The sequence below is a fragment of the Nocardioides ungokensis genome, from assembly GCF_013466985.1.
GTDB lineage: Bacteria > Actinomycetota > Actinomycetes > Propionibacteriales > Nocardioidaceae > Nocardioides > Nocardioides ungokensis.
In genome coordinates this window covers 4,557,027-4,581,819 of record NZ_CP059164.1, presented here as the reverse complement: position 1 = coordinate 4,581,819, position 24,793 = coordinate 4,557,027, and the positions used below count along the sequence as shown (strand labels likewise).

Here is a 24,793-nt window from a genome sequence, read left to right as displayed (position 1 = left end):
CAGGAGGCCCAGGGTGAGCATCGCGGAGCACGACGGTCGGGGGCAGGACTCGCAGGAGTGGGTGGAGCCGCCCCTCGAGGACTGGGGCGACGGGCCCGCGCCGTACGCACCGGGCGAGCGGCCGACGAGGCCGGGGGATCGGACCCCGCCGCAGGACATGGCGGCCGAGCAGTCCGTGCTCGGGTCGATGCTGCTGTCCAAGGACGCCATCGCCGACGTCGCCGAGGTGCTGCGGGGCACCGACTTCTACCGGCCCGCGCACGAGACGATCCACGAGGTCATCATCGACCTCTACGGCCGCAGCGAGCCGGTCGACATGGTCACCGTCGCAGCCGCGCTCCAGCGCCGCGGCGAGCTGCAGCGGATCGGGGGCGCGCCCTACCTCCACACGCTGTCGGCCAACGTGCCGATCGCGGCCAACGCCGGCTACTACGCCGAGATCGTCCGGGAGAAGGCGATCCTGCGTCGCCTCGTCGACGCCGGCACCAAGATCGTGCAGATCGGCTACGCCGGCGAGGGCCAGATCGACGACGTGGTGGACCAGGCCCAGGCCGAGGTCTACAAGATCGCCGACAAGCGCTCGGGCGAGGACTACGTCCCGCTGAGCGACATCATGGACGGCGTCCTCGACGAGATCGAGGCGATCAGCAACCGCGAGGCCGGGCTCTACGGCGTACCGACCGGCTTCGCCGACCTCGACGACCTCACCAACGGTCTGCACTCCGGCCAGATGATCATCGTGGCGGCTCGTCCCGCCATGGGTAAGTCGACCCTTGCCCTCGACTTCTGCCGCGCCGCGTCGATCCACAACAACCTGAGCAGCGTCTTCTTCAGCCTGGAGATGACGCGCTCGGAGATCACGATGCGCCTGCTGTCGGCGGAGGCGAAGGTGCCGCTCAACCACATCCGCAACGGCAACATGAACGACGACGACTGGGCCAAGCTCGCCCGCAAGATGGGCGAGGTCTCCTCGGCGCCGATGTTCATCGACGACTCCCCGAACATGACCATGATGGAGATCCGGGCCAAGGCGCGCCGGCTCAAGCAGCGCCACGACCTGAAGCTGATCGTCATCGACTACATGCAGCTGATGAGCTCGGGCAAGAAGGTCGAGTCCCGCCAGCTCGAGGTCTCGGAGTTCTCCCGCCAGATCAAGCTGCTCGCCAAGGAGCTCGAGCTCCCGATCATCGCGCTCTCCCAGCTCAACCGTGGTCCCGAGCAGCGCGGCGACAAGCGCCCGATGATGAGCGACCTGCGTGAGTCCGGCTCGCTGGAGCAGGACGCCGACATGGTGATCCTGCTGCACCGCGACGACGTCTACGAGAAGGAGTCGACCCGCCCCGGCGAGGCCGACCTGATCGTCGCCAAGCACCGCAACGGCCCCACCCGCGACATCACCGTCGCCTTCCAGGGCCACTACTCGCGCTTCGTCGACATGGCGCACTGACTCCCGCCGCTGCCGAGATCGAGGAAGGCGCGTTGCACGATTCAGTCTGCAGGAGCTGAAGATTGCTCCTCGAGACGGTCGGGTCAGATGCTGACCGCCGCAGGGTGGCGCCGGCGGGTTGCACGGGAACGGCACACAGCCGCGATCACGAGCCAGCTCAGGAGGTAGACGACCAGGAGCGCGGGGGACACCAGCAGGAGCACGACGGCAGCTGCCGCCGAGGTGACGATCGCCGCTCTCACCGCAGGCGTCCCCGCCCGCCATACGGCGCGGATCGCCGCCCACGCCGGACTCTTGCCGTGCACGCGGGCCTTGACGCCCTCGGCACCGGCTCGCTGCGCCAGGCCTCCGGATTCGGCCACGGCGTCCAGCCGGCGTCGGTCAGTTCATCGATGGCGTCGGTGGAGTGGTTCTCGCCTGCAACGGCGCTGAGCTTGTCGATCCAGCCGGCTGTCTTGCGTTCCAGCTTCGCTGCAACGGTCCCCACGGCGGCGTCGAGGACCATGCCGAAGGCTTGGGCCGGGCTGGGACTGCTCTGGGCGCTCTGGTCCCTCGGTACCTCAGTTGTCCTCATGCGTTGCCTCCCTGGGGTGCGTACCCGTTGTGGCCTGATCGACACGGAGGTTCGTCAGCTCACACAGGGAGGGACCGCCGGCTGTCGAGCGCTCCGTGCTCGGCGACTGAAACGGCCTCCCTCCGTCATTGCCCCCAAGACCGTTGATCCACCGGACGACGCCTGTGCGCGTCAGCCGATCGACGTGAGCTGCGGTACGACGTCCTGCCCCACCCGCTGCGCGAACTCGACCGGGTCGCGGTCCGGCATCACCTGCAACTCTGTGACACCGAGGCGCGCATACTGTTCGGCCTGAACCAGGAACGCCTTCGGGTCCTCCAGTGGCGGCAGCAGCGCCAGCACCGTCTTCGTGATCGTGTCGTAGTCGCGGCCCACGTCGGTGCAGTGCGCACGAAGGACGTCGAGCTTGTGTGCCATGTCCTCTGGGCTGGAGCCGAAGAGATTGCACGCGTCCGCATAACGCGCCACGAACAGCAGCGTCTTCTTCTCACCACCTCCGCCGATCATGACGGGCGGATGCGGCCGGGTCAGCGGCGCCGGCACGCATACGGTCTCCGCGAGCTGATAGTGCCTGCCTTCGTACGGCCCGTTGTCCTCGCTCCACATCTGCTTGCAGATCTGCAGCGTCTCCTCGAGCCGCTCGAAGCGCTCGGCCACCGGCACCACGGGCACGCCTAGCCCCCGCTGCTCCCGCTCGTACCACGACGCGCCGATGCCGAGACGGGCGCGGCCGCCCGAGAGCACGTCGAGGGTGGTGACGATCTTCGCCAGCAGACCGGGATGCCGATACATCACGCCCGTGACGAGCAGCCCGAGCGTCATGCGCTCGGTCAGCGCCGCCACATAGCCGAGGGCCGTGTAGCCCTCGAGCATCGGCTCGTCGGCCGCGGTGCTCGGGGTCTCCATCTGGAAGTAGTGGTCCATGGCGGTGAACGAGGCGAAGCCCGCCTGCTCCGCGATGCGCGCCGCCCCGGCCAGCGTCGGTGCGATCCGCGCCGGATCGGCGGGCGTCGAGTAGTTCCAGTAGTGCAGCCCCAACTTCACAGGAAACCTCCGTGGACACCACGGGTCTGCGCAGCGCCGCCCTAGGTCGGGCAGCCTAGCAACGGGAGCGATCGTGCCTCCATCGGCACGAGATACTCCGAACCAAGCCAAGAGCGCGTCGAATGCGAGATTCCGCTGCCGCTCCCGCAAGCGGCTCGGGTGCGGTGCCCGCGCGCAGGAAGCAGTAGCTCTGACGTTGCGAGCGTTTTTCCCCCATTCCGCTTGTCCGGTCGGACAAGCCGAACCTCAACGCCGGCCCGCGATCCTCCGTGCACGGGATGTGTCTTTCCGCCGCCGGTCGGCTGCGCGCGGCGTTCGCGGCTTCGTCGAGAGCGCGGCTGCCCGCACAACGGGTGGTCCCCCGGACAGGCGTACTGTCAGGGCACGGAGCCATTCAGGCTTTCCCTCAGAGAGTTCCCCCCATGAGCGACAAGTCGCCGCGCAAGGTCATGTCCAGGAAGTCCGGGACGTCCATCACGGAGAGCCGCGCAGCGAAGCGCAGCCTTGAGACCGAGGGATCCCTCTCCGACAAGATCCACCCGACGAGCAAGCGGTGACACTCCTGGGACTCGGCGTGATCGGGTCGTCCGCGAAGGAGAACGAGCACCGGCTGCCGCTGCACCCCGAGCACCTTCACCTCCTGGACGCCGACCTGCGGGCTCGGATCACGCTCGAGCACGGGTACGGCGCACGGTTCGGGATCGCCGACGAAGCCCTCCGCGATCACATCGCCGGATTCGCGTCGCGCGAGGAGATCTTGGCGGGATCCGAGGTCGTGCTGCTCCCGAAGCCGCAACACGCGGATGTCGCCGCCCTGGGGCCTGGGCAGGTGCTGTGGGGCTGGCCGCACTGCGTCCAGGACCGGGAGCTCACCCAGATCGCCATCGACCGACGGCTGACCCTGATCGCTTTCGAGGCGATGAACCACTGGACCCGCGACGGCGGGGTCGGCTTGCACGTGTTCCACAAGAACAACGAGCTCGCGGGCTACTGCTCGGTTCTCCACGGGCTCCAGCTGGCCGGCCTGACCGGTGACTACGGCCGGCCCCTGAGCGCGGTGGTGATCGGGTTCGGCGCGACGGCACGCGGTGCCGTGACTGCGCTCAACGCGCATGGCGTGCACCAGGTCGTGGTGTTGACCAACCGCGCCGTGGCCGCAGTCGGCTCGCCGATCCACTCGGTGGTCATCCGGCAGTTCGATCAACAGCCGGACGGCGAGCACCTGAGCCACGTGATCACGGAGAAAGGTCGCGAGCCCCTGGCGGCCTTCCTGGCCGAGAGCGACATCGTCGTCAACTGCACGCTGCAGGACCCCGCCAAGCCGCTCGTGTATCTCAAGACGGCCGACCTGGCCGCTTTCCGCCCTGGCAGTGTCATCGTCGACGTGTCATGCGACCTGGGCATGGGATTCAGCTGGGCTCGCCCGACGACGTTCGACGAGCCGGCCTTCATGGTGGGCGGAAAGGTCCTGTACTACGCGGTCGACCACAGCCCCTCGTACCTGTGGCGCTCGGCCACGTGGGAGAACAGCAACGCGCTGATTCCGTTCCTCCGGCCGGTGCTCGAAGGCGCCACCGCCTGGGACGCCGACGAGACGCTGAGCCGGGCCATCGAGATCCGTGACGGCCGCGTGGTCAACCCCGCGATCCTGGCATTCCAGGGGCGGTCGTCGGAGCCGCCGTATGCCTTGGTCTGAGCAGCGACGGGACCCGTCGGCGAGCATGGGCTTCGCCTCAAGGCCCTCGCAGACGCCCGCAAGATGGGTGAGGTCTCCTCGGCGGCGACAGTGGGGCCACTGGACGTGTCGACCCCTCATTTCGTTGCTTCGGCCTCCAGAACGGGGGCGAAGCCCTAGGCTCGGCGAGCCCTGGTGACTGCACCCCCGGCGACCCGGGCCCCCTGGGACAACTCGGAAGCCACGGAGGGAACGTTGAGTCGGACCAGCCGGTCGCTGCGCAACCGCACCAAGAACACGATCGCGACGAACCCGTCGTCGCCCCGGCGGGTTCGTGCCCGCACAAGTCGCACAGGGCGCATCCGCTACGCCTTCGACAACTCGATGTCGCGAGGCACCCCGGCCCTGGTCGCATGGCTCGGTGCGGCGAGCCTGGTTCTGATCTTGGCGTTCGCCACGGTGATCACCGTCTTCAATCTGCGCGAGGGCAAGGCTGCCGCGGACGGGCACAAGGGCTTCCTCAACGAGCTCTTCCAGACCATGCTCCATGCCCTCGACGCCGGTACGGTCGCCGGAGACGCGGGAAGCTGGCCACTCCTGATCACCATGATGGCGGTGACCGTGGCCGGTCTGTTCATGATCAGTGCCCTGATCGGCATCGTTGCCGCCGGAATCGATGCCAGGATCGCGGACTTGCAGCGCGGCCGGTCCCAGGTCGTCGAGTCAGGGCACACCGTGATGCTCGGATGGTCAGACGCCATCTTTCCGATTCTCTCCGAGTTGGCCATGGCCAACGAGAGTTCCCGGCGTGCGGTGGTCGTCATCCTCGCCGACCGGGACAAGGTCGAGATGGAGCACGAAATCCGGGAGAAGGTGCCTGACCTGCGGACAACGCGGGTGGTGTGCCGTACAGGCTCACCGATCGACATCGCAGATGTGGCGTTGAGCAGCCCGGATGAGGCCCGGTCGATCATCGTGCTCTCCCCCGGGGGCGCCGATCCAGACAGTGACGTCATCAAGACACTGCTGGCATTGACCCACACGGCTCACGACGGCCCGCCGGTGGTTGTCGAGATCGCCAACCCGGACAACGTGGGGACAGCCCGGATGATCGGCAGAGGTCGAGCCATCATCATCGACAAGCGGAGCACGGTGGCCAAGCTCATCGTCCGCACCTCCCGCGAGTCGGGTGCAGCTGCGGTGTACACCGAGCTCTTTGACTTCGAGGGCGACGAGATCTATTTCCACCAAGATCATGGGCTAGCCGAACAGAAATACGGCGCGGTCCTGCGTCACCACGAGAACGCCAGCATCATCGGCCTCTTGGACTGCGACGGCGTCGCCCTGCTCAATCCGCCACACGACACCCCGGTCGGGGAAAGCTCCCTGATCGTGGTGGCCGGGGATGACTCAATGCTCGCCACGCTTCGGCACAGCTGCGCCGAGGTCGACGAGTCGGCCATCACTGCATCGGTGAATGCGGCCGAAGGCCCGAGCCGGGTCCTGCTGATCGGTTGGAACGAGAGCACGAAGACCGTGGTAGCTGAGCTCGACAACTATGCCGAGCCCGGCTCCGTATTGACCGTCCTGACTGAGCTCGGTGAGCCGCAACTCCCGGTACTACGAAACCTGGTCGCGACGATTCAGCGTGGCAGCACGACAGCACGGAAACGTCCTGGAGATGCATGTCACGCCAGCCTTGGACCAGGTCATCGTGCTCCCGTACTCCGATGACCTCGGCGTGCAGCAGGCTGACGCCCGCACCCTCGTGACCTTGCTGCACGTGCGCGACATCATCGGCGAAGAGCCCGGCGGCACGGCGGTGGTCACAGAATTGCTGGACGACCGCAACCGGACCTGGCCGAAGTCGCGCACGTCGACGATGTCATCGTCAGCGACCACATCCTCAGCATGATGATCTCCCAGCTCAGCGACGACCGCCGCCTCGAGCGGGTCTTCGCCGATCTGCTCGACGCCGGCGGAGCTGAGGTCTACTTGCGTCCGGCCGAGTGGTACGTCCATCTGGGCGCGACCGTTTCGTTCGCCACGATCGTCGCGGCAGCTGGAGTGCGCAACGAGACGGCCTTCGGCTACCGCTCGCTGCACAGTGACCAGACCGATCGAACTCGGGGTTCCGTGATCGTCAACCCCGCGAAGTCGGCCAAGTTCACCGTCTTCCCTGGTGATCGGGTCGTCGTCCTGGCAGACAGGTGATACGGGACCATCTGACAAAGTCCGTCGTTCCGCCTACCAGATAGACCAACTTCCGGAACGTTGTCAGCAGGGCAGTTACGCGCGACGCCGTCAGTGACACAGTCCGGTCGCACACCTGCGATCGGACAAGTGCCTGGCGTGGCGCCCTCACCACGCTGCAGGCATGGGTGAGGAGTCTCGATGAGCAACTCGCCCACACTTCCAAAGATTCGGATGCGTGAGCCAAGGGGTCCGCTTAGCATTCCGGAATGCAGCAGCTTGATCCGGGCGGGCCGCGCACGGCGAGCCGGCCACCCAAGTGGTTGTGGGCTTTGCCGGTGTTCTCCTGCGGGCTCCTGTCAGTCGTCCCTCCCATCGTGATCGCCGCGAAGCTCAGGCAGTCGCAGGCCTGGTGGCTGGCGGGCGGATTGACGATCGCATGGTTCCTGGGTTTCGCGTTGGTGGGCTCACAGCCGGAGGGTGCCGACAACTTTTGGACGACTTGCGGGGTGCTGTTCTACCTGGCGTCCTGGATTGGTGGGGTGGTCTACGCCCTCGTCATGGGCCCGAGGCTCGACTGGTCTCCTACGACATCGTCGATGGTGGCCCCGTCGTACGATCCCAACCCGGCTGCGATCGCGGCAATCCAAGCGGGGCGGCGGAAGCGGGAGGAAGCCCGGGAGCTTGCCCGCCGGGACCCACAGATGGCCCGCGATCTCCGGGTGGGGCGTCCAGACCTCGCGCGACAGTACGACGACGGTGGACTGGTCGACGTGAACAGCGCGCCCGAGGTGACCCTGGCGAGGTGGCTGGGCCTGAGTGCGGCGCAGTCAGCCCAGGTGGTCGAGGTTCGGCAGCAACTGACCAGGTTCGAGCATGTGGAGGACCTCGTGAACCTGGCTGGCCTCGAGCCGTCCACGTATGACCAGGTGAAGGACCGCATCATCCTGCTTTGACCGAGGGCGGACTTCCCCTTGCCGAGCCCGCCAGTGGACGCCGCTGCTAAGAAGGCAAGCCAAGCCCAGCGCCCGCTCTTGCCTGCCGCGACCGGCGCTCCGGGCACCTCGTCATTCGATCGCTTCAGTCCCGCAACGCGAACCCGGGTGAACGGGCAGGCGTGGGCGCAGTCGGGACCCGATGAGCCCCCGCGCGTAGGCTCGTGGCGTGACACGGAGTGTCCTCCAGCGCGTGCACAACCCGCGCAACCGCGTCTGCGGCTGCGACCCCGATTGCTGGTGTCGCAGCACGGCCATCGGCCGCGCCGTGAAGTGGTGGTTCCCTGCCAGGTTCGTGGGCCTGCACCACAAGAGCGGTCACTCGGCGGAGTGGAAGCGGGACCAGGAGTAATCGCGAGCGCGAAGCCCTAGGCCGCCTACCGTCGAGGCTCGGCCCGGCCCAGCTCCGCGCGGACCGAACGTGTCAGCCCGGCGACGACCAGGTCGTAGGAGTCCGCGATCAGGCCGCGCACGACGTCGTCCTCGACCGACCCGTCGAGGTCCACGGTGTTCCAGTGCCGCTTGTTCTGGTGGTAGCCCGGCCGGATCCCGGCGTACGCCTCACGCAGCTCGAGGGCCCGTGCAGGGTCGCACTTGAGGTTGACGGACCCGGGGTCCCCGGAGAGCGGCACGAGGGCGAACATCTTGCCGCCGACCTTGATCACCGCGACCTCGTCGCCGAACGGGTACGTCTCCTCCGCCGCCGGCAGGTCGAGGCAGATCGCCAGGACCTCGTCGCGCGTCATGGCCCCCAGTGTGCCCCGGCAGAGACGATCAGGCGGCGAGCTCGTAGTCGTCAGCCTGGAGCGGGAAGCGCCCGGCGACGCCGAGGGCGAGCCGGGCCGCTACCGGCCCCAGGCGGCCACCGGCAACGGCGTGCAGGGTGCGGCGGGGCGGGAGCCGGTACGCCGTGATCGTCGACTGCATGACCAGGCCGGTGACGCTGCAGAGTGCCAGCGCGTGGTCGCCCGCGGCCATGCCGTACGCCGCCCAGAGGAGCCAGCCCATCTGGCCGAGCACCGTGGCCCACGGGTCGAGTCCCCACAGGGGTGCGCCGATGAGGGCCAGCCGGGTCTGCGGCCACAGGCGCACGGAGCTGAGCACGGTGCCGAGCATCGCGAGCGCGAAGGGGCTGACCAGGTGGACCACCGAGAGCGCCACGGCGCCGGCGACGGCGACGGCCAGCAGCGCGGCGACCGCGTCCCGGGCCCAGCTTCCGCCCCGGGCGCGCAGGAGCGCGAACACGAGGAGGACGGCGAACCCGAAGGAGACGGTGTTGTTGACCAGCTGCACGTCGTCCATCACCACGGCGGAGTAGACGCACCACGACACGAGCGCGGCCAGGGTGAGCAGGAGCGAGCTCGTGGAGAGCCCGTCGACGCAACGGCTACGGAGCGCCCGGCGAACCTGCGGCACGGCTGAGGACAGGGAGAAGAACGACGCGACGGCGCCGAGCACGACGAGCACGGGGAAGCACTCCGGTGACGGTGAGCGGGGACGGGGATGGTGCAGCGGGTCCGCCGTCCTGCAGTGACACGTGACCAAGGTGCGCAGAAATTCTAGGGCCGCCGCGCCCGCCTTTCGGCCGATCGCAGGGGATTCCGGGTGAGATACCGGTCACCAGTGCGAGCCGCAGACCGAGGCCGGACGACGTCCTCGTTGAATAGGACCCTGCCCTTCGGGTACACCGTGGCTGCCGGCGTTTTCCGCCGGCAGCGCGTCCGTGGGACGCGCCGGCATGCAAGAGTCGGCCTCGGCCGACCGTGCCGAATGACCAGCCCCGTCCAGGGGCACCCGAGCTCTCGAGAAGGAGCAGCCATGAACAAGACCGAGCTTCGCGACGCGGTGGCGGAGGCGACTGACCTCAGCGCCGCGCAGGCCGACAAGGTCCTCAACGCAGTCCTCGACTCCATCACCTCCGCACTGAGCTCCGGCGACAAGGTGACGCTGCCGGGCTTCGGGACGTTCGAGACCCGAGAGCGTGCCGCCCGCCAGGGCCGCAACCCGCAGACCGGTGAGGCGATCGACATCGCCGCGTCCACCGCACCGGCCTTCAAGCCGGGCGCCCAGCTGAAGCAGGCGGTCAGCAAGGCGTGAGTCGCGCGGCCGGCGACTGGTGAAGTCGCCGGCCCGCCTCACCCCTCGGGGTCGAGCAGGTGCTCCGCGATGTGCACGACGGCGTCGCCGCCGTTCACGACCGGCGCCTCGGTGCGGCCGATCACGATGCCGGTCCGGTCCGCCCGGACCAGGCGCAGGGTGCGGCCGAAGGAGTCGGACAGGCTGCCCAGCCGGTCGCCCTCGGTGACGCGCTGCCCGAGGGGGGCGTCGAGGTGGAGGAACCCGGTGTGCCGGGCGCGCACCCAGCCGCTGGCCCGGCACTCCACGCTGGGCTCGATCGCGGGCAGGGCCGCGGGGTCCGCGGGCTCGACCATGCCCAGCGAGGCGAGCACCCGGCGTACGCCGTCGACCGCTGCGGTGATCGCCCACTCGTCGAAGCGCCAGGCCTCGCCACCCTCGTAGAGCAGCACCGTGGCGCCGCGCTCCCGTGCGGCGTGCCGGAGCGACCCGTCGCGGATCCGCGCGTGCAGCATCACCGGGGCGCCGAAGGCCGTGGCCAGCTCGCGGGTGCGCGGGTCGTCGAGGTCGGCGCGGACCTGCGGCAGGTTGGTACGCCGGTCCGAGCCGGTGTGCAGGTCGATGCCGACCTCGCACTTGGCGACCACCTCGGTCATCATCAGGTGCGCGATCCGGCTCGCCAGCGACCCGCGCGCCGAGCCGGGGAAGGACCGGTTGAGGTCCCGGCGGTCGGGCAGGTAGCGCTCGCCGGTCATCACGCCCAGCACGTTCAGGACCGGTACGGCGATCAGGGTCCCGCGCATCTCCTTGGGCGAGAGGCTGGTGAGCAGCCGGCGGATGACCTCGACCCCGACCACCTCGTCGCCGTGCGTGGCCGCGTTGACCCACACCACCGGCCCGTCCTCGCGGCCGTGGAGGACCCGGACCGGGAGCCCGACGTCGGCGCCGGTGATCAGCCGGGTGATCGGCAGCTCGAGGTCGCGGGCGGCGCCCGCCCGGACCCGCACCGGTCCGATGGCGAACGAGTCGCGCGACATCAACGGCCCCGGTTGCGCCGGCGCACGGACTTGTCGGGCCGCCCGCCGAGGTAGGAGCGGGCCGGGTCGACGACGAAGCCCTGGCGCAGGGCCTCCCGGCCGACCAGCATCCGGAAGCCCATCTGGTCGCGCCGCGACAGCGTCATCTCCGTGGTGACCGTGCGGCCGACCAGGCCGACGGTCATCTGCACGACGTACCGCTCGGCCTCGTGACCCGAGGAGCTGCGCACCACGCGGCGGTCGTGGATCCGGCTCTCCACGGTGGTGGCGTCCTCGCGGGAGCCCTGCCAGGGGTGGATCGAGTAGCGGACCCAGGCCTCGCCGTCGCGCTCGAACTCGACGATGTCGAAGGCGTGGATCGCCGAGGTCCGCGCGCCGGTGTCGAGCTTGGCCTTCACCCACGCGACACCGTGGTCCGGGAGGCTGATCCACTCCCGCCAGCCGGCGATGGTGTGGCCTGGAGTCGTCGACACGGGGCCCATCCTGTCAGGACGCACGGGTGCTTGAATGGGCGACTCTCACCCCCGGTCGGTCAGGATGGGCATGAAGCTAGCGATCCTCTCCCGCGCCCCGCGCGCCTACAGCACCCAACGACTGCGCACGGCGGCGCTCGACCGCGGCCACACGGTCAAGGTGCTCAACACCCTGCGCTTCTCCATCGACCTGTCGGGGGACGAGCCGGACCTGCAGTTCCGCGGGAAGCAGCTCTCGCACTACGACGCGATCCTGCCGCGGATCGGGAACTCGATCACCTACTTCGGCACCGCGGTCGTGCGCCAGTTCGAGCAGATGGACGTCTACACGCCCAACCCGGCGTACGGCATCACCAACAGCCGCGACAAGCTCCGCGCCAGCCAGATCCTGTCCCGGCACAACATCCGGATGCCCGCCACCACGTTCGTGCGCGACCGCGCCGACGTGATCCCGGCGATCGAGCGGGTCGGTGGCGCGCCCGTGGTGATCAAGCTGCTCGAGGGCACCCAGGGCATCGGCGTCATCCTCGCTCCCGACCGCAAGGTCGCCGAGGCGATCATCGAGACCCTGCACAGCACCCAGCAGAACGTGCTGATCCAGCGTTTCGTCAAGGAGAGCAAGGGCCGCGACATCCGGGCCCTGGTGGTCGGCGACCGGGTGGTCGCGGCGATGCGCCGGGTGGCGCAGGGCGACGAGTTCCGGTCCAACGTGCACCGCGGCGGCTCGGTCGAGCCGGTCGCGCTCGACGAGGAGTACGAGCGGACCGCGGTGCAGGCCGCCCAGATCATGGGGCTCCGGGTCGCCGGCGTGGACATGCTCGAGGGCCACGACGGCCCGCTGGTGATGGAGGTCAACTCCTCGCCGGGGCTCGAGGGCATCGAGACCGCCACCCAGCTCGACGTGGCCGGCGCCATCATCGACTTCATCGCCAACCAGGTGGCCTTCCCGGAGATCGACGTGCGCCAGCGGCTCAGCGTCTCGACCGGGTACGGCGTCGCCGAGCTGCTCGTGCACCCGGGCGCCGACATGGTCGGCCGGAAGCTGAGCGAGTCCGGCCTCGACGAGCGCGACATCGTCGTGCTGACGCTGCACCGGGGGCCGCGGGTCATCCCCAACCCGCGGCACAAGGAGGTCGTCGAGGCCGGCGACCGGCTGCTGTGCTTCGGCAAGCTGGAGGAGATGCGCTCGATGATCCCGACCCGGCGCAAGCGCCGGGCCCGCGTGAAGAAGCTGCCCGACCAGCTCATCCACGAGAGCTGAGAGCTCTCCACCGCCACGTCCCGACAGATACCGCTGCGGCGGCGCGCGAACGGACGTAGCGTCAGGCCGCGTGTACAACTACCCGGTCAGCTACCTGATCCAGCTCGTCCTCGAGACGGCGGCCTTCCTCGTCATCGCCGGCGTCGGCCTGGCCCGCTGGCGCGAGGGGCTGTGGGCCGTGCTCGCGACGGTCGGGGGAGCCCTGGCGCTGATCACCGCGGCGCTGCAGCTGACGGTGTACGCCGAGGCGAAGTACTTCGACAGCTCCCACGTGGCGGACTTCGTCCTCGGGGTCACTGACCAGGTCAGCAACGTCCTCGGCTGGACCCGGGTGGTAGGTGTCGTGCTGATCGCCGCCGCACTGGCCGTGAGCACCCGCTCGTCTGCCCCCGGCCGGCGAGAACGCTCCGAGGGGACGTTCTGACGGCGCGTTCTGGGTAAAGCGGTCGGAGTCCCTTGCGGTGCCGCCACCGGTGCCGCCCAATGGGAGCAAACACGTGCGAGGAGGTGCGATGGCGTCATCACTGTTGGCCGTGGTCGTGGACTGCCGGGACGCCCGGGCCCAGGCGACCTTCTGGGCCGAGGCCCTGTCGCGTCGCATGTCCGAGCGCAACACCGACGAGTTCCTGGTGGACGACCCGTCCCGCTCGGGGTCGCCGCTGTACTTCATGAAGGTGCCCGAGGAGAAGCAGGTCAAGAACCGGCTGCACCTCGATCTCGTCACGCCGGGCTCCATGGAGGAGGAGGTGGCGCGGCTGGTGGATGCCGGCGCCACGACCGTCGAGGTCCGTCAGGACCCGCCCTCGCTGGACAACCCGGACGTCTGGACCGTGATGAAGGACCCGGAGGGCAACGAGTTCTGCGTGTTCAGCGACGACTCGGTCACCGGGATGCCCTGACCCCCTCGGCCCGCCGAGCGCGCCACTCCTCGGCGAGGATCGCGTAGGCCAGCCCGTCGAGCCAGGCGCCGCTGCGGTGCAGCGACTCGCGGACGGTGTGGGTCTCCCGGCGCATCCCGAGCTTCTCCATCAGCCGCCACGAGGCCACGTTGTCGGCGAAGCACTGGGCCGTCACCCGGCGCAGCCCGAGGTCCTCGAAGCAGATGCGCAGCAGCGCAGCCGCCGCCTCGGTCGCGTAGCCCTGCCCGGCGTGAGCCGGATCGATCACCCACCCGAGCTCGGCCTGTACGCCGTGCGCCTGGTCGGCCACCTCCGCCTGCGCCCAGGCGTCCTCGACGAGCAGCATCAGGTCACCGACCACCTCGCCGTCCCGCTCGATGACCAACGTCTTGGACAGCCGCTCGGGGTCGGTGAAGACGGCGGCGTACTCCTCCCGGTCGACGGCGGCCCGGGTCAGCCACTCGGCGACCTCCGGGAGCCGCCGGAACCGCCACGTGGCCTCGGCGTCGGCGACCGTGCCGGGCCGGATGGTCAGCCGCTCGGTCCGGACGGGCCACGCGACGGCGCTGAGGTCCTGGGGCATGAGGACATCGTCGGTCATCCGGCGAGCACCGGTGCGGTGCCCTCCGGGGAGCCGTCGCTGGACCAGAGCACGTACTCGGGCTCCGGCGCGCCGTCCGAGACCAGGAACAGCAGCCGGTCACCCGCCGCCGTGCGCGCCGAAACCACGCCCGGTGCGCCGTTGGTGGTGCCGCTGAAGTCGTGCAGCTCGCGGGTGCCTGCGGACGTGCCGTCGCTGACCCACAGGGCGCTGCGAGGCGGGTCGTACATGCCCCCGGGCTCGGAGAAGGCCAGGTACAGCAGGCCCCCGACCACCGCGGAGTCCGCGAAGAGGGAGGAGCTGCTGGGCGGGAGGTCGGCGACCGGGGTGGTCCCCGCCACGGTCCCGTCGGTGCGCCACAGCGCGTTGTGGCCCTCGACGTGGGCGATGAGGTGGAAGGCCCCGGCGTAGGCGACCAGGGCCTGGGGGTTCGAGCCCGGGCCGCAGGCGCCGGGCGAGGCGGTCCGCGGGTCGAGGTCGAGCAGCTGGGTGCCGCGGGTGGTCCCGTTGCTCGACCAGGGCTCCTGGCCGTGGGTGCAGTCGGTGTCGCTGAAGAGCAGCCGGTCGCCGATCGTGGTGAGCTGCTCGGGGTAGGGCCCGTCGTCCCACAGGGAGCGGCCGGTGTCGACGTTGCGGACGTAGCGGGTGCCCTGCGCGGTCCCGTCGGTGCGCCAGATACCGGTGTTGTCGTCGCCCATCTCCGGCCCGTCGTTGGCGACGAAGTAGAGCCGGGTCTCGGCGCCGGTGAAGCTCCCGATCCGGGGGTCGAGGCGGGCGCCCGGCCGGATGTCCTCGACCAGCCGGGTGCCGCGGGCCGAGCCGTCGCTGCGCCACAGCGCACGCCCGGGGCCCACGCCGCGCCGGCCGGCCTCGAAGTAGACGTCGCCGTGCCAGGCATGCAGGTCGGTCGGGTCGATCGGCGAGGCGTCGTGGGTCCGCACCCGGACCGTGCCCGCCGCGGTCCCGTCGGACTTCCACAGCCGCGCCGCGTGCGCACCCTCGAGCGTGAAGAACAGCTCCTTCCCGCGGGCGGTGAGCTCGGAGATGGCCGAGCTGTCCGGGCCGGGGTGGACGTCGCGGACCAGGCGCGTGCCGGCGGCGGTGCCGTCGCTGACCCACAGCTCGGCACCGTGCCGGCCGTCGTCGACAACGAGGAAGAGCCGGTCGCCGACCGCGGCGTACCGCTCGTAGCGGAGCTTTCCGTACGACGGGTCGGTCCCGGCCGGGTCGATGACCGTGACCACCGAGGTGCCCGCGGCGGTGCCGTCGCTCCTCCACAGCGCGCGCCCGTGCACGTCGTCGCTGGCGACGAAGAGCGCTTGGTCGCCGACCGGGGTGAGCTGCCAGACCTTGCGCAGCGTGATGGCCTGGCCGGCAGCCGAGGAGGGCGGAGCGGCCAGCCCGGCCAGTGTCACCGCTGCGGACACGACGGCGGTGAGGACGGGACGAGTGAGTCTCATGACGCCTCCGAGGTCGAGCCGGGCCCGGTCAGGCTAGACCCGCCCGGCGTGGGCTGTCCCGGCTTCCGGAGCGGCGGGCCGTTCGGGGCACGGGCCCCTGTGGACCGGTCTGGTCCTGCCCGTCGGGCGGGTTTGCCGAGGCGGGGCCGCGGGAAGGGACGGGTCACTCGCCCGCCGTAGCGCGCGAGCTGCTTCGTCGTTGACGGGGTGAGTGCTCCACCGGGGAAAGGGTCCGCACACCATGCGCGCAGCGTCATCGAGGTCAGTCCGCACCGTCGTCTCCGGGCTGGGGGCGATGCTGCTCCTCGGCGGCGCCCTCACCGCCCTGGGCAGCGCCGACGCGGCCACCCCGGCGGAGGGATCCGTCTCGGCCGGCGGGGACGGCAGCGTCGGCTGGACCGGTGGCCCCTTCGCCGCCCCGAACGTCACCGGCAACGCCCTCGACGCGCCGGACTGCTCCGCGCCGCAGTCGTGCGACGACTTCACGCTGCACGTCGACACCCCGTCCGGCTACGGGCAGGCGCACCAGCTCAAGGTCTCGGTGAAGTGGTCCAACGCCGCCGCCGACTTCGACCTCTACCTGCTCGACGCCCACGGCGACACGGTCGCGACCGCGGCGTCCAGCAGCGATCCCGAGCTGATCCTGGCCGCGCCGAAGGCCGGCAGCTACACGGTCCGGGTGGTGCCCTACGCCCCGCTGGGCGAGAGCTACCACGCGACCGCGAAGCTGGTCGACAAGCCGGCCAACCCGAGCCCCGGCACCCAGACGCCGCCCACGTTCACCAACTTCAAGGCGCCCAAGGGCCTGCAGGACCACAACAACGCCGGTGAGCCGTCGATCGGCAACAGCTTCAAGACCGGCGCGACGATGTACCAGGCCTACCTGTCCACCTACCGGGTCTCCTTCGGCCACGGGAAGGCGCACTGGAGCGACCGGTCGGCGAACGCCGCGAGCGGATGCCCCCAGGGCAGCACGCAGAGCCTCGACCCGATCCTCTACACCGACCGCACCACGGGCCGCACCTTCGAGTCCCAGCTGACCGGCGTGGACTCCTTCACCTGCTGGACCGACGACGACGGGAAGACCTGGTCGCCCAGCACCGGCGGCGGCATCCCCAGCGGGGTGGACCACCAGACCGTGGGTGGCGGTCCCTTCACCAAGGACGCGATCGGCAACCTGCCGACCACCGACTACCCGCACGCCGTCTACTACTGCAGCCAGGACATCGTGACGGCGTTCTGCGCCTCCTCGCTCGACGGCGGCACGACCTTCGGCGCGGGCGTGCCGACCTACGACCTGACCCAGTGCGGCGGCCTGCACGGGCACGTCAAGGTCGCGCCCGACGGCACGGCGTACCTGCCCAACAAGGGGTGCGGCAAGCACGCCGCCGTCGCGGTCTCCACCGACGACGGCCAGAGCTGGAACGTCCGCCCGGTCCCGTCGAGCACGGTCGGCGACTCCGACCCCTCGGTCGGGATCGGCGCCAACGGCACGGCCTACTTCGGGTACGTCGGGGCCGACGGCCGACCCGGGGTGGCGACCAGCACCGACCGGGGCAAGTCCTGGCTGCACGGGCAGCAGGTCGGGGGCAACCTCGGGGTCAAGAACGCCGTCTTCCCGACCATGGTCGCCGGCAGCGACGGCCGCGCCGCGCTCGCCTACCTCGGCACCACCACCGGCGGGGACTACCAGAACGCCAAGAAGTTCCACGGGGTGTGGCACCTCTACGTCAGCACCACCTATGACGGTGGCCGGCACTGGGTGACCCGGGACGCGACCCCGCACGACCCCGTCCAGCGCGGCTCGCTCTGCACGGCCGGCACGACCTGCGGCAACGACCGCAACCTGCTCGACTTCATGGACGTCACGCTCGACAAGCACGGCCGGATCCTGGTCGGCTACGCCGACGGCTGCATCGGCAAGTGCGTGCGCAACCCGAAGAAGAACGGCCACGACGCCTGGGCCACCATCGCCCGGCAGCGCGGCGGCAAGACGCTCTACGCGAAGTTCGACAGGTGAGGCGCGCGCTGCCGGCCCTCGCGGCCGCGTTCCTGCTGACGGCCGGCCTGTCGGCCTGCGGGTCGAACGACAAGGCCCAGGACCCCGACGCCCAGGGCTCGGACACCGGCGAGCACGCCCTGGAGGCGGCGGCCGACCGCAGCGTCTGCCGGGCCGACGCCAAGCCGGTCGACAAGCCGTACGGCGAGGGCTTCCCCGAGGCCTGGTCGTTCCCGCCGCAGACCACGGTCTACGACGTGGAGGACCGGGGCGAGACGGGCGTCATCGTGACCGGGGTGTCCTCGGCGCCGTTCAAGGACATCCTCGACTACCTCAACCACGACGCCGTCGACGCGGGTTTCGTGGTCACCGAGGGCGAGACCGAGGAGCACGACGCCGAGGCCAACTGGAAGTCCGCCCAGCAGGTCGGCCGCTGGGCGATCCGGGAGTCGGGCGACTGCCCGGGCGAGACGGTCATCCAGGTCTTCGCGGCGCCGCCGTCGTCGTGAGCTGCGGAGCCGGAGCGACAACGTCGAGGGAATAGCCGACCCTGGCGCGGAGGCTGCACCAGCATGGAGCTCGAAGACGCCCTCGCCGTCGCCCGCAACAACCGCGAGGCGGTCCTGACGACGATCCGTTCCAACGGACTGCCCCAGCTCTCCAACGTCCTGGCCGCCGTCGGTGCGGACGGGCTCATCCGGATCTCCACCACCGCTGACCGGGCCAAGTTCAAGAACCTGGCGCGACGGCCGTGGGCGGCCGTGCACGTCAACGGCGAGAACTTCTTCTCCTACGTCGTGCTCGAGGGCGACGTGGAGCTCTCCGAGGTCGCCCAGGAGCCCGATGACGCCGCCGTCGACGAGCTCGTCGAGCTCTACCGGGCGTTGATGGGCGCCGACCACGACGACTGGGACGACTACCGCCGGGCGATGGTCGCCGATCGTCGCGTGGTGGTGCGGATCCACCCCACGCGGGCCTACGGGATGGCGAGACTGCCCCGCGAGTGAGCGCGCGGGCCGGTCCCGGGCTCAGGCCGGCGGCAGGTCCGACCAGGGCGTCCTAGGCCGCGGGAGGTCGACCCCGTCGACGGTCAGGTCGAGCCGCTCGGTGAAGAAGGCGACCAGCCCCCGCACCGGCAGCGCGTCGTGCAGCGGGTCCACGTAGGTCCACGCGATGTCGGGAAGCACGCCGTCACCGACCCGTGCCGACCAGTACGACGCCTGTCCCTTGTAGGCGCACACCGTGTGCCGGCTGCTCGGCTCCAGCAGCTCGGTCGACACGTCCTCGCGCGGGATGTAGTAGCGCACCGGGAGCGGGGTCTCGAAGAGGAGGGTCGCCCGGTCGGTGTCGGCGAGCACCTGCCCGTCGGCCCGCAGGGTCACCCGGCGGCTGCTGTGCAGGCAGTCGATCCGGTCGAAGGGGTCGTGCGGGTGCCCCATCACCGGCTCGTCCTCCTCGTACCACTGGGAGAACGCCTTCCAGTCCAGGACGACGTAGCCGCCCAGGTCGGGGTCGTCGGGTGCGAAGGCCGCGCCGACCAGCTCGTCGCTCCCCGCCCGGATCGTCAGCGGCGTGCCCGGGCAGCTGTGTGTCGAGAACGGCGTGCGCGGGTCCAGCACCGGTGGGCCCGCGCCGAGGGGGACCGGGTGCTCGACCGGGGCCACGTCCGGGTCGACGACGGGGACCAGGTCGCCGGCGACGTCGTCGCGGGGCACGGCGTACGACGGCACCACGCGCCGTGGCTCCCACACCAGCCTCGGCCTGCCCGTGCTGACCACGAGCGCGTCGCCGGCGCGGGCGCGCACCCACTTGTCCACCGGGTGCACCCGGAGCTCGGGCAGGACACCCCTCATGAGGTCGCGCATCTGGACGGCCATGGGACGAGTCTGCGCCTCCGGGAGCCCGCTGCGCCATGGTCCGCGACGTCGCCGTGACGAGGTCCGCGTCAGGGTCCGTGTCATGGTCCGAGGGCTGACCCGGACCACCCCGACGTAGGAGACTGCTCCGGTGACCGAGAGAACGCACCCGGACCGGGCCGTCAGCAGCCCTGTCAGCAACCCAGTCAGCAGCGCCGTGAGCAGTGCCGTCAGCGGCGTCGTCAGCAGGGGCCGGGAGGTGCAGGGGCGGATCTACCGGGACGGCGTCTTCGGCCACCGGCCCGTGGTCCCCGTCGAGCCGGCCGCGCTGGAGGCGGCCGCGCAGCGGCGGATGAGCCCGCAGGCGTGGTCGTACGTCGCCGGCAGCGCGGGCCAGCAGCACACCGCCCGCGCCAACCTGGCGGCGTTCGACCGGCACCGGATCGTGCCGCGGATGCTCGTCGACGTGGAGCAGCGCGACACCTCCGTCGAGCTGTTCGGTCGCCGGCTCCCCGCGCCGCTGCTGTTCGCGCCCATCGGGGTGCTGGAGATGGCGCATCGCGAGGCCGAGCGCGCCGTGGCGGAGGCGGCCCGCGGGCTGGGCCTGCCGATGGTGATCTCGACCCAGGGCTCGCTGCCGATGGAGGAGACCGCGGCCGCGCTCGGGGACTCCCCGCGGTGGTACCAGCTCTACTGGAGCAAGGACGACGACGTCGTCGACTCGTTCGTGGCCCGCGGAGGCGATCGGCAGCGAGGCGATCGTCGTCACCCTCGACACCCACGTGCTGGGCTGGCGCACCCGCGACCTCGACGTCGCCTATCTCCCGTTCGCCCGCGCCGAGGGGATCGCGCAGTACACCAGCGACCCGGCGTTCCGGCGGCTGGTCGAGGAGCGGGCGAAGACCCCTTCGCAGGAGCCGACGCCGCGGCCGACGCTGGCGGCGGTGAAGGCGCTGGTCTCCATGGCGCGGCACTACCCGGGCGACCTGCTCGGCAACCTGCGCTCGCCGCTGCCCCGCGCCGCGGTCGAGACGTTCCTCGACGTCTTCTCCCGCTCCTCGCTGACCTGGGACGACCTGGCCCGGCTGCGCGAGCGGACCTCGCTGCCGATCGTGCTCAAGGGTCTCCAGGACCCCCGGGACGCCACACTCGCCCTCGAGCACGGCGTCGACGGCATCGTCGTCTCCAACCACGGCGGGCGGCAGGTGGACGGGGCGATCGGGTCACTGGACGCGCTGCCCGGGATCGTGGAGGAGGTCGACGGCCGGGTGCCGGTGCTGTTCGACAGCGGCATCCGCAGCGGCGCCGACGTGTTCAAGGCGCTCGCCCTCGGGGCGGACGCCTGCCTCGTCGGGCGGCCGTGGGTCTACGGCCTCGCCCTCGGCGGCGCCGCGGGCGCCCGCGCGGTCATGGAGCACGTGTGGGCCGAGCTGGACCTGACGATGGCGCTCGCCGGCGTCAGCACCGTCGACCAGGTCAGCCGGGACCTGTTGGCCTGAGTGTGATCGGTCCCGCGGGGTCGCGTCAGCAGCGCACGGGGAGCTTCAGGTAGCCGCGCAGCGTCAGGCTGTCGCGGCGTTCGGCACCGCTCACGACCTGGAGGTCCGGGTAGCGCCGGAGCAGGGCCGGTAGCGCAACCTGCGCCTCCAGGCGGGCGAGAGGCGCCCCGAGGCAGTAGTGGATGCCGCCGCCGAAGGACAGGGGTGCCCCCTCGTGGCGGTGCAGGTCCAGCCGGTGCGGATCGGCGAACCGCTGCGGGTCACGGTTGCCCGCCCCCAGGTAGCAGACCAGGTTGGACCCCTGCGGAACGGCGACGCCGGCGACCTCGGTGTCCTGGCGGGCCAGCCGTCCGGAGATCTGGACCGAGCTGTCGTAGCGCAGCAGCTCCTCGACGGCGGACGCCGCCACGTCGGCCTCCCGTCGCAGGACATCGGCCTGGTCGGGGTGGTCCAGGAGCGCGACCAGCCCGTTCCCGAGCAGGTGAGTCGTCGTCTCGAAGCCGGCGGCGAAGAGCAGTGCCGCCATGGTGACCAGCTCCTCCTCGGTCAGCCGGTCACCCTCGTCGACGACCTGCACGAGCGCGCTGAGCAGGTCATCCCTGGGTGCTCGCCGGCGTTCCTGCGCGAGGGCGCGGAGGTACTCGCGGATCTCGGCGGCGGCGTCGTTCGCACGGGCCAGGACCTCCGGGGTGAACACGTCGAGCACCATCGTCCAGTCGCGCACCAACGGCTGGAAGGCGGCCCGGTCCGCAGGCGGCACGCCCAGCAGCTCCCCGATGATGGCGACGGGCAACGGGAAGGCGAACCGGTCCACGAAGTCGCCGCCGCCCTCGAGCTGCGCGAGCAGGCCGTCCACCGTGTCTTCGACCGACGCGCGGAGGAGCTCGACCCTCCTGGCCGTGAAGGCCTTGCTCACCAGGCGGCGCAGGCGGGTGTGCTGGGGAGGGTTGCTGGAGAGCATGCTCGTGCTGATGGTGAAGACCGCCGGCATGGCTCGCCAGTTCGCCAGGCCGACCGCACCGAACGCGTCGTCGGGGTCCGCGCGGCCGAACCGCGGGTCGTGCAGCACGGCCAGGCAGTCGGCATACCGGGTGAGGACGATCGCACCGTCCTCGGCGAGCGCCACCGGAGCAGCGTTCCGCACCGCCTCGTAGCGGGGGTAGGGGTCGGCGCGCCCCTCCGGCTGGGTGAGCTCGAGGAGCCAACGGTCGACCTCGGGGGAACGAACCGGCTGATCCATGACGGCTCCCGCGGCTGGTGAGGTCAGAGGGCGGTCGGGTGCGGGCCGGTGCCGGCTGGGCCGACGTACCCCTCCTCCTCGTGGCGCACCCACAGGCCGACGGTCACGAGCACCGCGCCCCAGGCCAGCGCGATCACGCCTAGCAGCACGGCGATCCCGACGACCGACTTGCCCGGGTTGAGCACGAACAGCAAGCCCAGCACCAGGTCGAGCAGCCCGACGAGCGCGAGCAGCCCGCGGTGCATCGTCACGTGCGACATCGCGGCGGCCATCAGCTCGAACACGCCGCGGGCGACCAGCCAGATGCCGAGGATCCAGGTCAGCGCGACCGCGGTGAGCTGCGGCGAGGTGATCGCGAGGATGCCGACCACCAGGGCCAGGCCTCCCATGGCACCGAGCAGCCAGCGCGACCCGGACTCCGAGCCGGGCCAGAACGCCTGGGCCAGCGCGCCCACGCCGTCGGCGACCGCCCAGATGCCCCACAGCAGCGCGAGAGCCGTCGCGGTCTCGAGCGGCCAGACCATCGCCAGGATGCCGAACACGACCGCGATCGTGCCGCGCACGACCAGCGCCTTCCAGCCGACGCTGAGCCACTCGCTCTCCATGGCGCCTCCCCGTGGTCCCGCCTCGACGCTACGGGGCCGCGGAGGTCGCACGCTTGCCCAGAACTGGGGATGCGGGAGGGCCCTCAGGCGCTGCCCGTGCGCCGGTAGACCCGGGCCTCCCAGGGCGCGAGCTCCGGACCGGTCGGGTCCGCGACGTTGCCCAGCAGCAGCTCGGCCAGCACCCACTCCGACCAGCCGGGGACGTCGGGGCACACCGGGTCGCCGGAGAAGTTGGCGACGGTGAGCAGCTCCACGTCGTCGAGGCGCCGGGTTCGCGTGAAGCGTAGACGACCGGGTCGTCGGGCAGGAGCATCGTGAAGTCGCCGAGGGCGACGGCCGGCACCGTCCGGCGCAGCTCGATCAGCCGCCGGTAGTGGTGGAAGACCGAGTCGGGGTCGGCCAGGGCTGCCTCGGCGTTGACCTCGACGTGGTCGGGGTTGACCGGGATCCACGGCGTGCCCGTGGTGAAGCCGGCGTGGGGGGAGGCGTCCCACTGCATGGGCGTGCGCGCGTTGTCGCGCCCCATCGTCCGCAGCGCGGCGAGCACCTCGTCGGGGTCGGCGCCCAGCGCGACCGCGTGCCGGTAGTGGTTGAGCGCCTCGATGTCGCGGAAGTCCTCGAGGGCGGCGAACGGCGCGTTGGCCATGCCGAGCTCCTCGCCCTGGTAGACGTACGGCGTGCCTCGGTGCAGGTGCAGCACGGTGCCGAGGAGCTTGGCGGAGCGGACCCGGTGCTCCCCGTCGTCACCGAACCGCGACACCGCACGCGGCTGGTCGTGGTTGTTCCAGTAGAGGCTGTTCCAGCCGACCTCGGCCAGGCCCTCCTGCCAGCGTCCCAGCGACCTCTTGAGCGCGGTCAGCTCCAGCGGGCGCACGTCCCACTTGCCGTCCCCTGGTCGAGGGAGACGTGCTCGAACTGGAAGACCATGTCCACCTCGTGGCGGGCCGGGTCGGTGAAGAGCCGGGCCTGCTCGACCGTGACGCCGGGCATCTCGCCGACGGTCAGGAGCGTGGCCTCGTGGCCGGCGACGACCTCGGCGTGCATCTCGGCGAGGAACTCGTGGATGCGCGGGCCGCACAGGTAGTAGGGCCCCCCGTCCCCCTGCGTCCCGCCGGGTGGCACCACCCCGTCGCGCTCCCGCCGTCGGCACGACTCCGTCGCGCGGTGGGAGGTCCTTGGAGAGCATGTTGATGACGTCCATCCGGAAGCCGTCGACGCCGCGGTCGAGCCACCACCGCATCATCTGGTGGACGGCCCGGCGCACCTCGGGGTTCTCCCAGTTGAGGTCGGGCTGCTTGCGGCTGAACAGGTGCAGGTAGTACTCGCCCGTCGTCTCGTCGTACTCCCAGGTGGGCCCTGAGAAGAACGACCCCCAGTTGGTGGGCTCCGCGCCGGGCTCGCCGGGGACGGTGCCCGGCCGGGCCGGGCGCCACCAGTACCAGTCGCGCTTCGGGTTGTCGGTCGAGGAGCGCGACTCGACGAACCACGGGTGCTCGTCGGAGGTGTGGTTGACCACGAGGTCCATCACGACCCGGATACCGCGCGCGTGCGCCTGGGCGATCAGCTCGTCGAGGTCGGGGAGGGTGCCGAAGAGGGGATCGACGCCCTGGTAGTCGCTGATGTCGTAGCCGTTGTCGTCCTGCGGCGAGGGGTAGATCGGCGAGAGCCACAGCACGTCGACGCCGAGCCGCTCGAGGTGGTCCAGCCGCCCGGTGATGCCCGCGAGGTCGCCGATCCCGTCCCCGTCGGAGTCGGCGAAGCTGCGCGGATAGACCTGGTAGACGACCGAGGTGGTCCACCAGGGAGCATCGGTGTGCGGCATGCGCCCATCCTTGCGGGCGTGGACGACGGTGGATAGG

27 protein-coding genes and 1 pseudogene are annotated in these 24,793 nt (G+C 70.7%); 16 read left to right on the top strand and 12 right to left on the bottom strand.

Annotation, left to right across the window (positions count from 1 at the left end; all coding sequences use genetic code 11):
* Positions 1-61 precede the first annotated feature (61 nt).
* Positions 62-1,447 carry a replicative DNA helicase gene (gene dnaB / locus H0S67_RS22710; RefSeq protein ID WP_425489951.1) on the top strand — a complete coding sequence of 462 codons (1,386 nt, stop codon included), beginning with the start codon at positions 62-64 and terminating at the stop codon, positions 1,445-1,447.
* Between the two features lie 83 nt (positions 1,448-1,530).
* On the opposite strand, the gene H0S67_RS22705 is transcribed toward dnaB, so the two are convergent.
* The gene (locus H0S67_RS22705; RefSeq protein WP_180934897.1) at positions 1,531-1,809 is read right to left on the bottom strand and encodes a hypothetical protein; all 279 of its coding nucleotides are present in this window, start codon (positions 1,807-1,809) and stop codon (positions 1,531-1,533) included.
* Between the two features lie 383 nt (positions 1,810-2,192).
* Complete coding sequence (locus H0S67_RS22700; RefSeq protein WP_180934896.1) at positions 2,193-3,065, bottom strand: LLM class F420-dependent oxidoreductase; 873 nt, start codon at positions 3,063-3,065, stop codon at positions 2,193-2,195.
* A 422-nt stretch (positions 3,066-3,487) separates the two neighbouring features.
* Here H0S67_RS22700 and H0S67_RS27090 point away from each other — a divergent pair, with 422 nt between their 5' ends.
* The 7 genes from H0S67_RS27090 to H0S67_RS22670 all read left to right on the top strand — a co-directional run bounded on the left by H0S67_RS27090 (position 3,488) and on the right by H0S67_RS22670 (position 8,280).
* Positions 3,488-3,622 carry a hypothetical protein gene (locus H0S67_RS27090; RefSeq protein ID WP_281368924.1) on the top strand — a complete coding sequence of 45 codons (135 nt, stop codon included), beginning with the start codon at positions 3,488-3,490 and terminating at the stop codon, positions 3,620-3,622.
* On the top strand, positions 3,619-4,761 hold the full coding sequence (locus H0S67_RS22695; RefSeq protein WP_180934895.1) for a N(5)-(carboxyethyl)ornithine synthase: 1,143 nt from the start codon (positions 3,619-3,621) through the stop codon (positions 4,759-4,761). Before H0S67_RS27090 ends, H0S67_RS22695 begins: the two co-directional genes overlap by 4 nt.
* Positions 4,762-4,995: 234 nt before the next feature.
* Entirely contained in the window at positions 4,996-6,474 is a 1,479-nt protein-coding gene (locus tag H0S67_RS22690; RefSeq protein WP_180934894.1) for a CASTOR/POLLUX-related putative ion channel, read from the top strand.
* 7 nt (positions 6,475-6,481) lie between these two features.
* A complete protein-coding gene (locus H0S67_RS22685) occupies positions 6,482-6,655 on the top strand; it encodes a hypothetical protein (RefSeq protein WP_180934893.1) in 174 nt (57 codons plus the stop codon).
* The gene (locus H0S67_RS22680) at positions 6,655-6,954 is read left to right on the top strand and encodes a hypothetical protein (protein WP_180934892.1); all 300 of its coding nucleotides are present in this window, start codon (positions 6,655-6,657) and stop codon (positions 6,952-6,954) included. The genes H0S67_RS22685 and H0S67_RS22680 overlap by 1 nt, the downstream gene beginning before the upstream one ends.
* A gap of 248 nt (positions 6,955-7,202) precedes the next feature.
* Entirely contained in the window at positions 7,203-7,889 is a 687-nt protein-coding gene (locus H0S67_RS22675) for a ComEA family DNA-binding protein (protein ID WP_180934891.1), read from the top strand.
* Between the two features lie 208 nt (positions 7,890-8,097).
* Positions 8,098-8,280 (top strand): hypothetical protein, encoded by a 183-nt coding sequence (locus tag H0S67_RS22670; protein ID WP_180934890.1) that lies wholly within the window; start codon positions 8,098-8,100, stop codon positions 8,278-8,280.
* 25 nt (positions 8,281-8,305) lie between these two features.
* On the opposite strand, the gene H0S67_RS22665 is transcribed toward H0S67_RS22670, so the two are convergent.
* Together H0S67_RS22665 and H0S67_RS22660 are read right to left on the bottom strand one after the other, a co-directional pair.
* A complete protein-coding gene (locus H0S67_RS22665) occupies positions 8,306-8,674 on the bottom strand; it encodes an MmcQ/YjbR family DNA-binding protein (RefSeq protein ID WP_180934889.1) in 369 nt (122 codons plus the stop codon).
* A 28-nt stretch (positions 8,675-8,702) separates the two neighbouring features.
* Positions 8,703-9,395 (bottom strand): PQ-loop domain-containing transporter, encoded by a 693-nt coding sequence (locus tag H0S67_RS22660; RefSeq protein ID WP_180934888.1) that lies wholly within the window; start codon positions 9,393-9,395, stop codon positions 8,703-8,705.
* Positions 9,396-9,698: 303 nt separating this feature from the next.
* Between H0S67_RS22660 and H0S67_RS22655 the strand changes: the two genes are divergently transcribed.
* On the top strand, positions 9,699-10,025 hold the full coding sequence (locus H0S67_RS22655; protein ID WP_180934887.1) for an HU family DNA-binding protein: 327 nt from the start codon (positions 9,699-9,701) through the stop codon (positions 10,023-10,025).
* Between the two features lie 38 nt (positions 10,026-10,063).
* On the opposite strand, the gene H0S67_RS22650 is transcribed toward H0S67_RS22655, so the two are convergent.
* Positions 10,064-11,041 (bottom strand): succinylglutamate desuccinylase/aspartoacylase family protein, encoded by a 978-nt coding sequence (locus tag H0S67_RS22650; RefSeq protein ID WP_180934886.1) that lies wholly within the window; start codon positions 11,039-11,041, stop codon positions 10,064-10,066.
* Positions 11,041-11,514 (bottom strand): ATP-dependent zinc protease family protein, encoded by a 474-nt coding sequence (locus H0S67_RS22645; RefSeq protein ID WP_246354980.1) that lies wholly within the window; start codon positions 11,512-11,514, stop codon positions 11,041-11,043. The genes H0S67_RS22650 and H0S67_RS22645 overlap by 1 nt, the downstream gene beginning before the upstream one ends.
* 70 nt (positions 11,515-11,584) lie before the next feature.
* Between H0S67_RS22645 and H0S67_RS22640 the strand changes: the two genes are divergently transcribed.
* The 3 genes from H0S67_RS22640 (at position 11,585) to H0S67_RS22630 (ending at position 13,674) form a co-directional block, all read left to right on the top strand.
* The gene (locus H0S67_RS22640) at positions 11,585-12,775 is read left to right on the top strand and encodes a RimK family alpha-L-glutamate ligase (RefSeq protein WP_180934884.1); all 1,191 of its coding nucleotides are present in this window, start codon (positions 11,585-11,587) and stop codon (positions 12,773-12,775) included.
* A 70-nt stretch (positions 12,776-12,845) separates the two neighbouring features.
* On the top strand, positions 12,846-13,199 hold the full coding sequence (locus H0S67_RS22635) for a hypothetical protein (RefSeq protein WP_180934883.1): 354 nt from the start codon (positions 12,846-12,848) through the stop codon (positions 13,197-13,199).
* A gap of 88 nt (positions 13,200-13,287) precedes the next feature.
* On the top strand, positions 13,288-13,674 hold the full coding sequence (locus tag H0S67_RS22630; RefSeq protein ID WP_180934882.1) for a VOC family protein: 387 nt from the start codon (positions 13,288-13,290) through the stop codon (positions 13,672-13,674).
* Here the strand turns inward: H0S67_RS22630 and H0S67_RS22625 are convergent.
* Together H0S67_RS22625 and H0S67_RS22620 are read right to left on the bottom strand one after the other, a co-directional pair.
* Positions 13,658-14,257, bottom strand: coding sequence for a GNAT family N-acetyltransferase (locus H0S67_RS22625; protein ID WP_180934881.1), 600 nt, complete (start codon positions 14,255-14,257; stop codon positions 13,658-13,660). The two genes, H0S67_RS22630 and H0S67_RS22625, sit on opposite strands and share 17 nt — an antisense overlap.
* Before the next feature lie 14 nt (positions 14,258-14,271).
* On the bottom strand, positions 14,272-15,735 hold the full coding sequence (locus tag H0S67_RS22620) for an ELWxxDGT repeat protein (RefSeq protein WP_180934880.1): 1,464 nt from the start codon (positions 15,733-15,735) through the stop codon (positions 14,272-14,274).
* Between the two features lie 241 nt (positions 15,736-15,976).
* Here H0S67_RS22620 and H0S67_RS22615 point away from each other — a divergent pair, with 241 nt between their 5' ends.
* From H0S67_RS22615 to H0S67_RS22605, 3 genes are all read left to right on the top strand, one after another.
* Positions 15,977-17,755 carry a pre-peptidase C-terminal domain-containing protein gene (locus tag H0S67_RS22615; RefSeq protein WP_180934879.1) on the top strand — a complete coding sequence of 593 codons (1,779 nt, stop codon included), beginning with the start codon at positions 15,977-15,979 and terminating at the stop codon, positions 17,753-17,755.
* On the top strand, positions 17,752-18,243 hold the full coding sequence (locus H0S67_RS22610; RefSeq protein ID WP_180934878.1) for a hypothetical protein: 492 nt from the start codon (positions 17,752-17,754) through the stop codon (positions 18,241-18,243). Before H0S67_RS22615 ends, H0S67_RS22610 begins: the two co-directional genes overlap by 4 nt.
* A 63-nt stretch (positions 18,244-18,306) precedes the next feature.
* The gene (locus tag H0S67_RS22605; protein ID WP_180934877.1) at positions 18,307-18,741 is read left to right on the top strand and encodes a PPOX class F420-dependent oxidoreductase; all 435 of its coding nucleotides are present in this window, start codon (positions 18,307-18,309) and stop codon (positions 18,739-18,741) included.
* A gap of 21 nt (positions 18,742-18,762) precedes the next feature.
* Here H0S67_RS22605 and H0S67_RS22600 read toward each other — a convergent pair whose 3' ends face one another.
* Positions 18,763-19,611 carry a DUF427 domain-containing protein gene (locus tag H0S67_RS22600; RefSeq protein ID WP_180934876.1) on the bottom strand — a complete coding sequence of 283 codons (849 nt, stop codon included), beginning with the start codon at positions 19,609-19,611 and terminating at the stop codon, positions 18,763-18,765.
* A gap of 331 nt (positions 19,612-19,942) precedes the next feature.
* Here H0S67_RS22600 and H0S67_RS27655 point away from each other — a divergent pair.
* A pseudogene (locus H0S67_RS27655) lies at positions 19,943-21,089 on the top strand (alpha-hydroxy-acid oxidizing protein).
* Positions 21,090-21,114: 25 nt separating this feature from the next.
* Here H0S67_RS27655 and H0S67_RS22590 read toward each other — a convergent pair.
* Genes H0S67_RS22590 through H0S67_RS28560 form a run of 3 tightly spaced genes read right to left on the bottom strand, consistent with a single transcriptional unit; the run spans position 21,115 to position 24,756 of the window.
* Positions 21,115-22,329 carry a cytochrome P450 gene (locus H0S67_RS22590; RefSeq protein WP_180934875.1) on the bottom strand — a complete coding sequence of 405 codons (1,215 nt, stop codon included), beginning with the start codon at positions 22,327-22,329 and terminating at the stop codon, positions 21,115-21,117.
* 23 nt (positions 22,330-22,352) lie between these two features.
* Positions 22,353-22,934 (bottom strand): HdeD family acid-resistance protein, encoded by a 582-nt coding sequence (locus H0S67_RS22585; protein ID WP_180934874.1) that lies wholly within the window; start codon positions 22,932-22,934, stop codon positions 22,353-22,355.
* Between the two features lie 28 nt (positions 22,935-22,962).
* A complete protein-coding gene (locus H0S67_RS28560; protein ID WP_219635397.1) occupies positions 22,963-24,756 on the bottom strand; it encodes an alpha-glucosidase in 1,794 nt (597 codons plus the stop codon).
* Between the last annotated feature and the right edge of the window lie 37 nt (positions 24,757-24,793).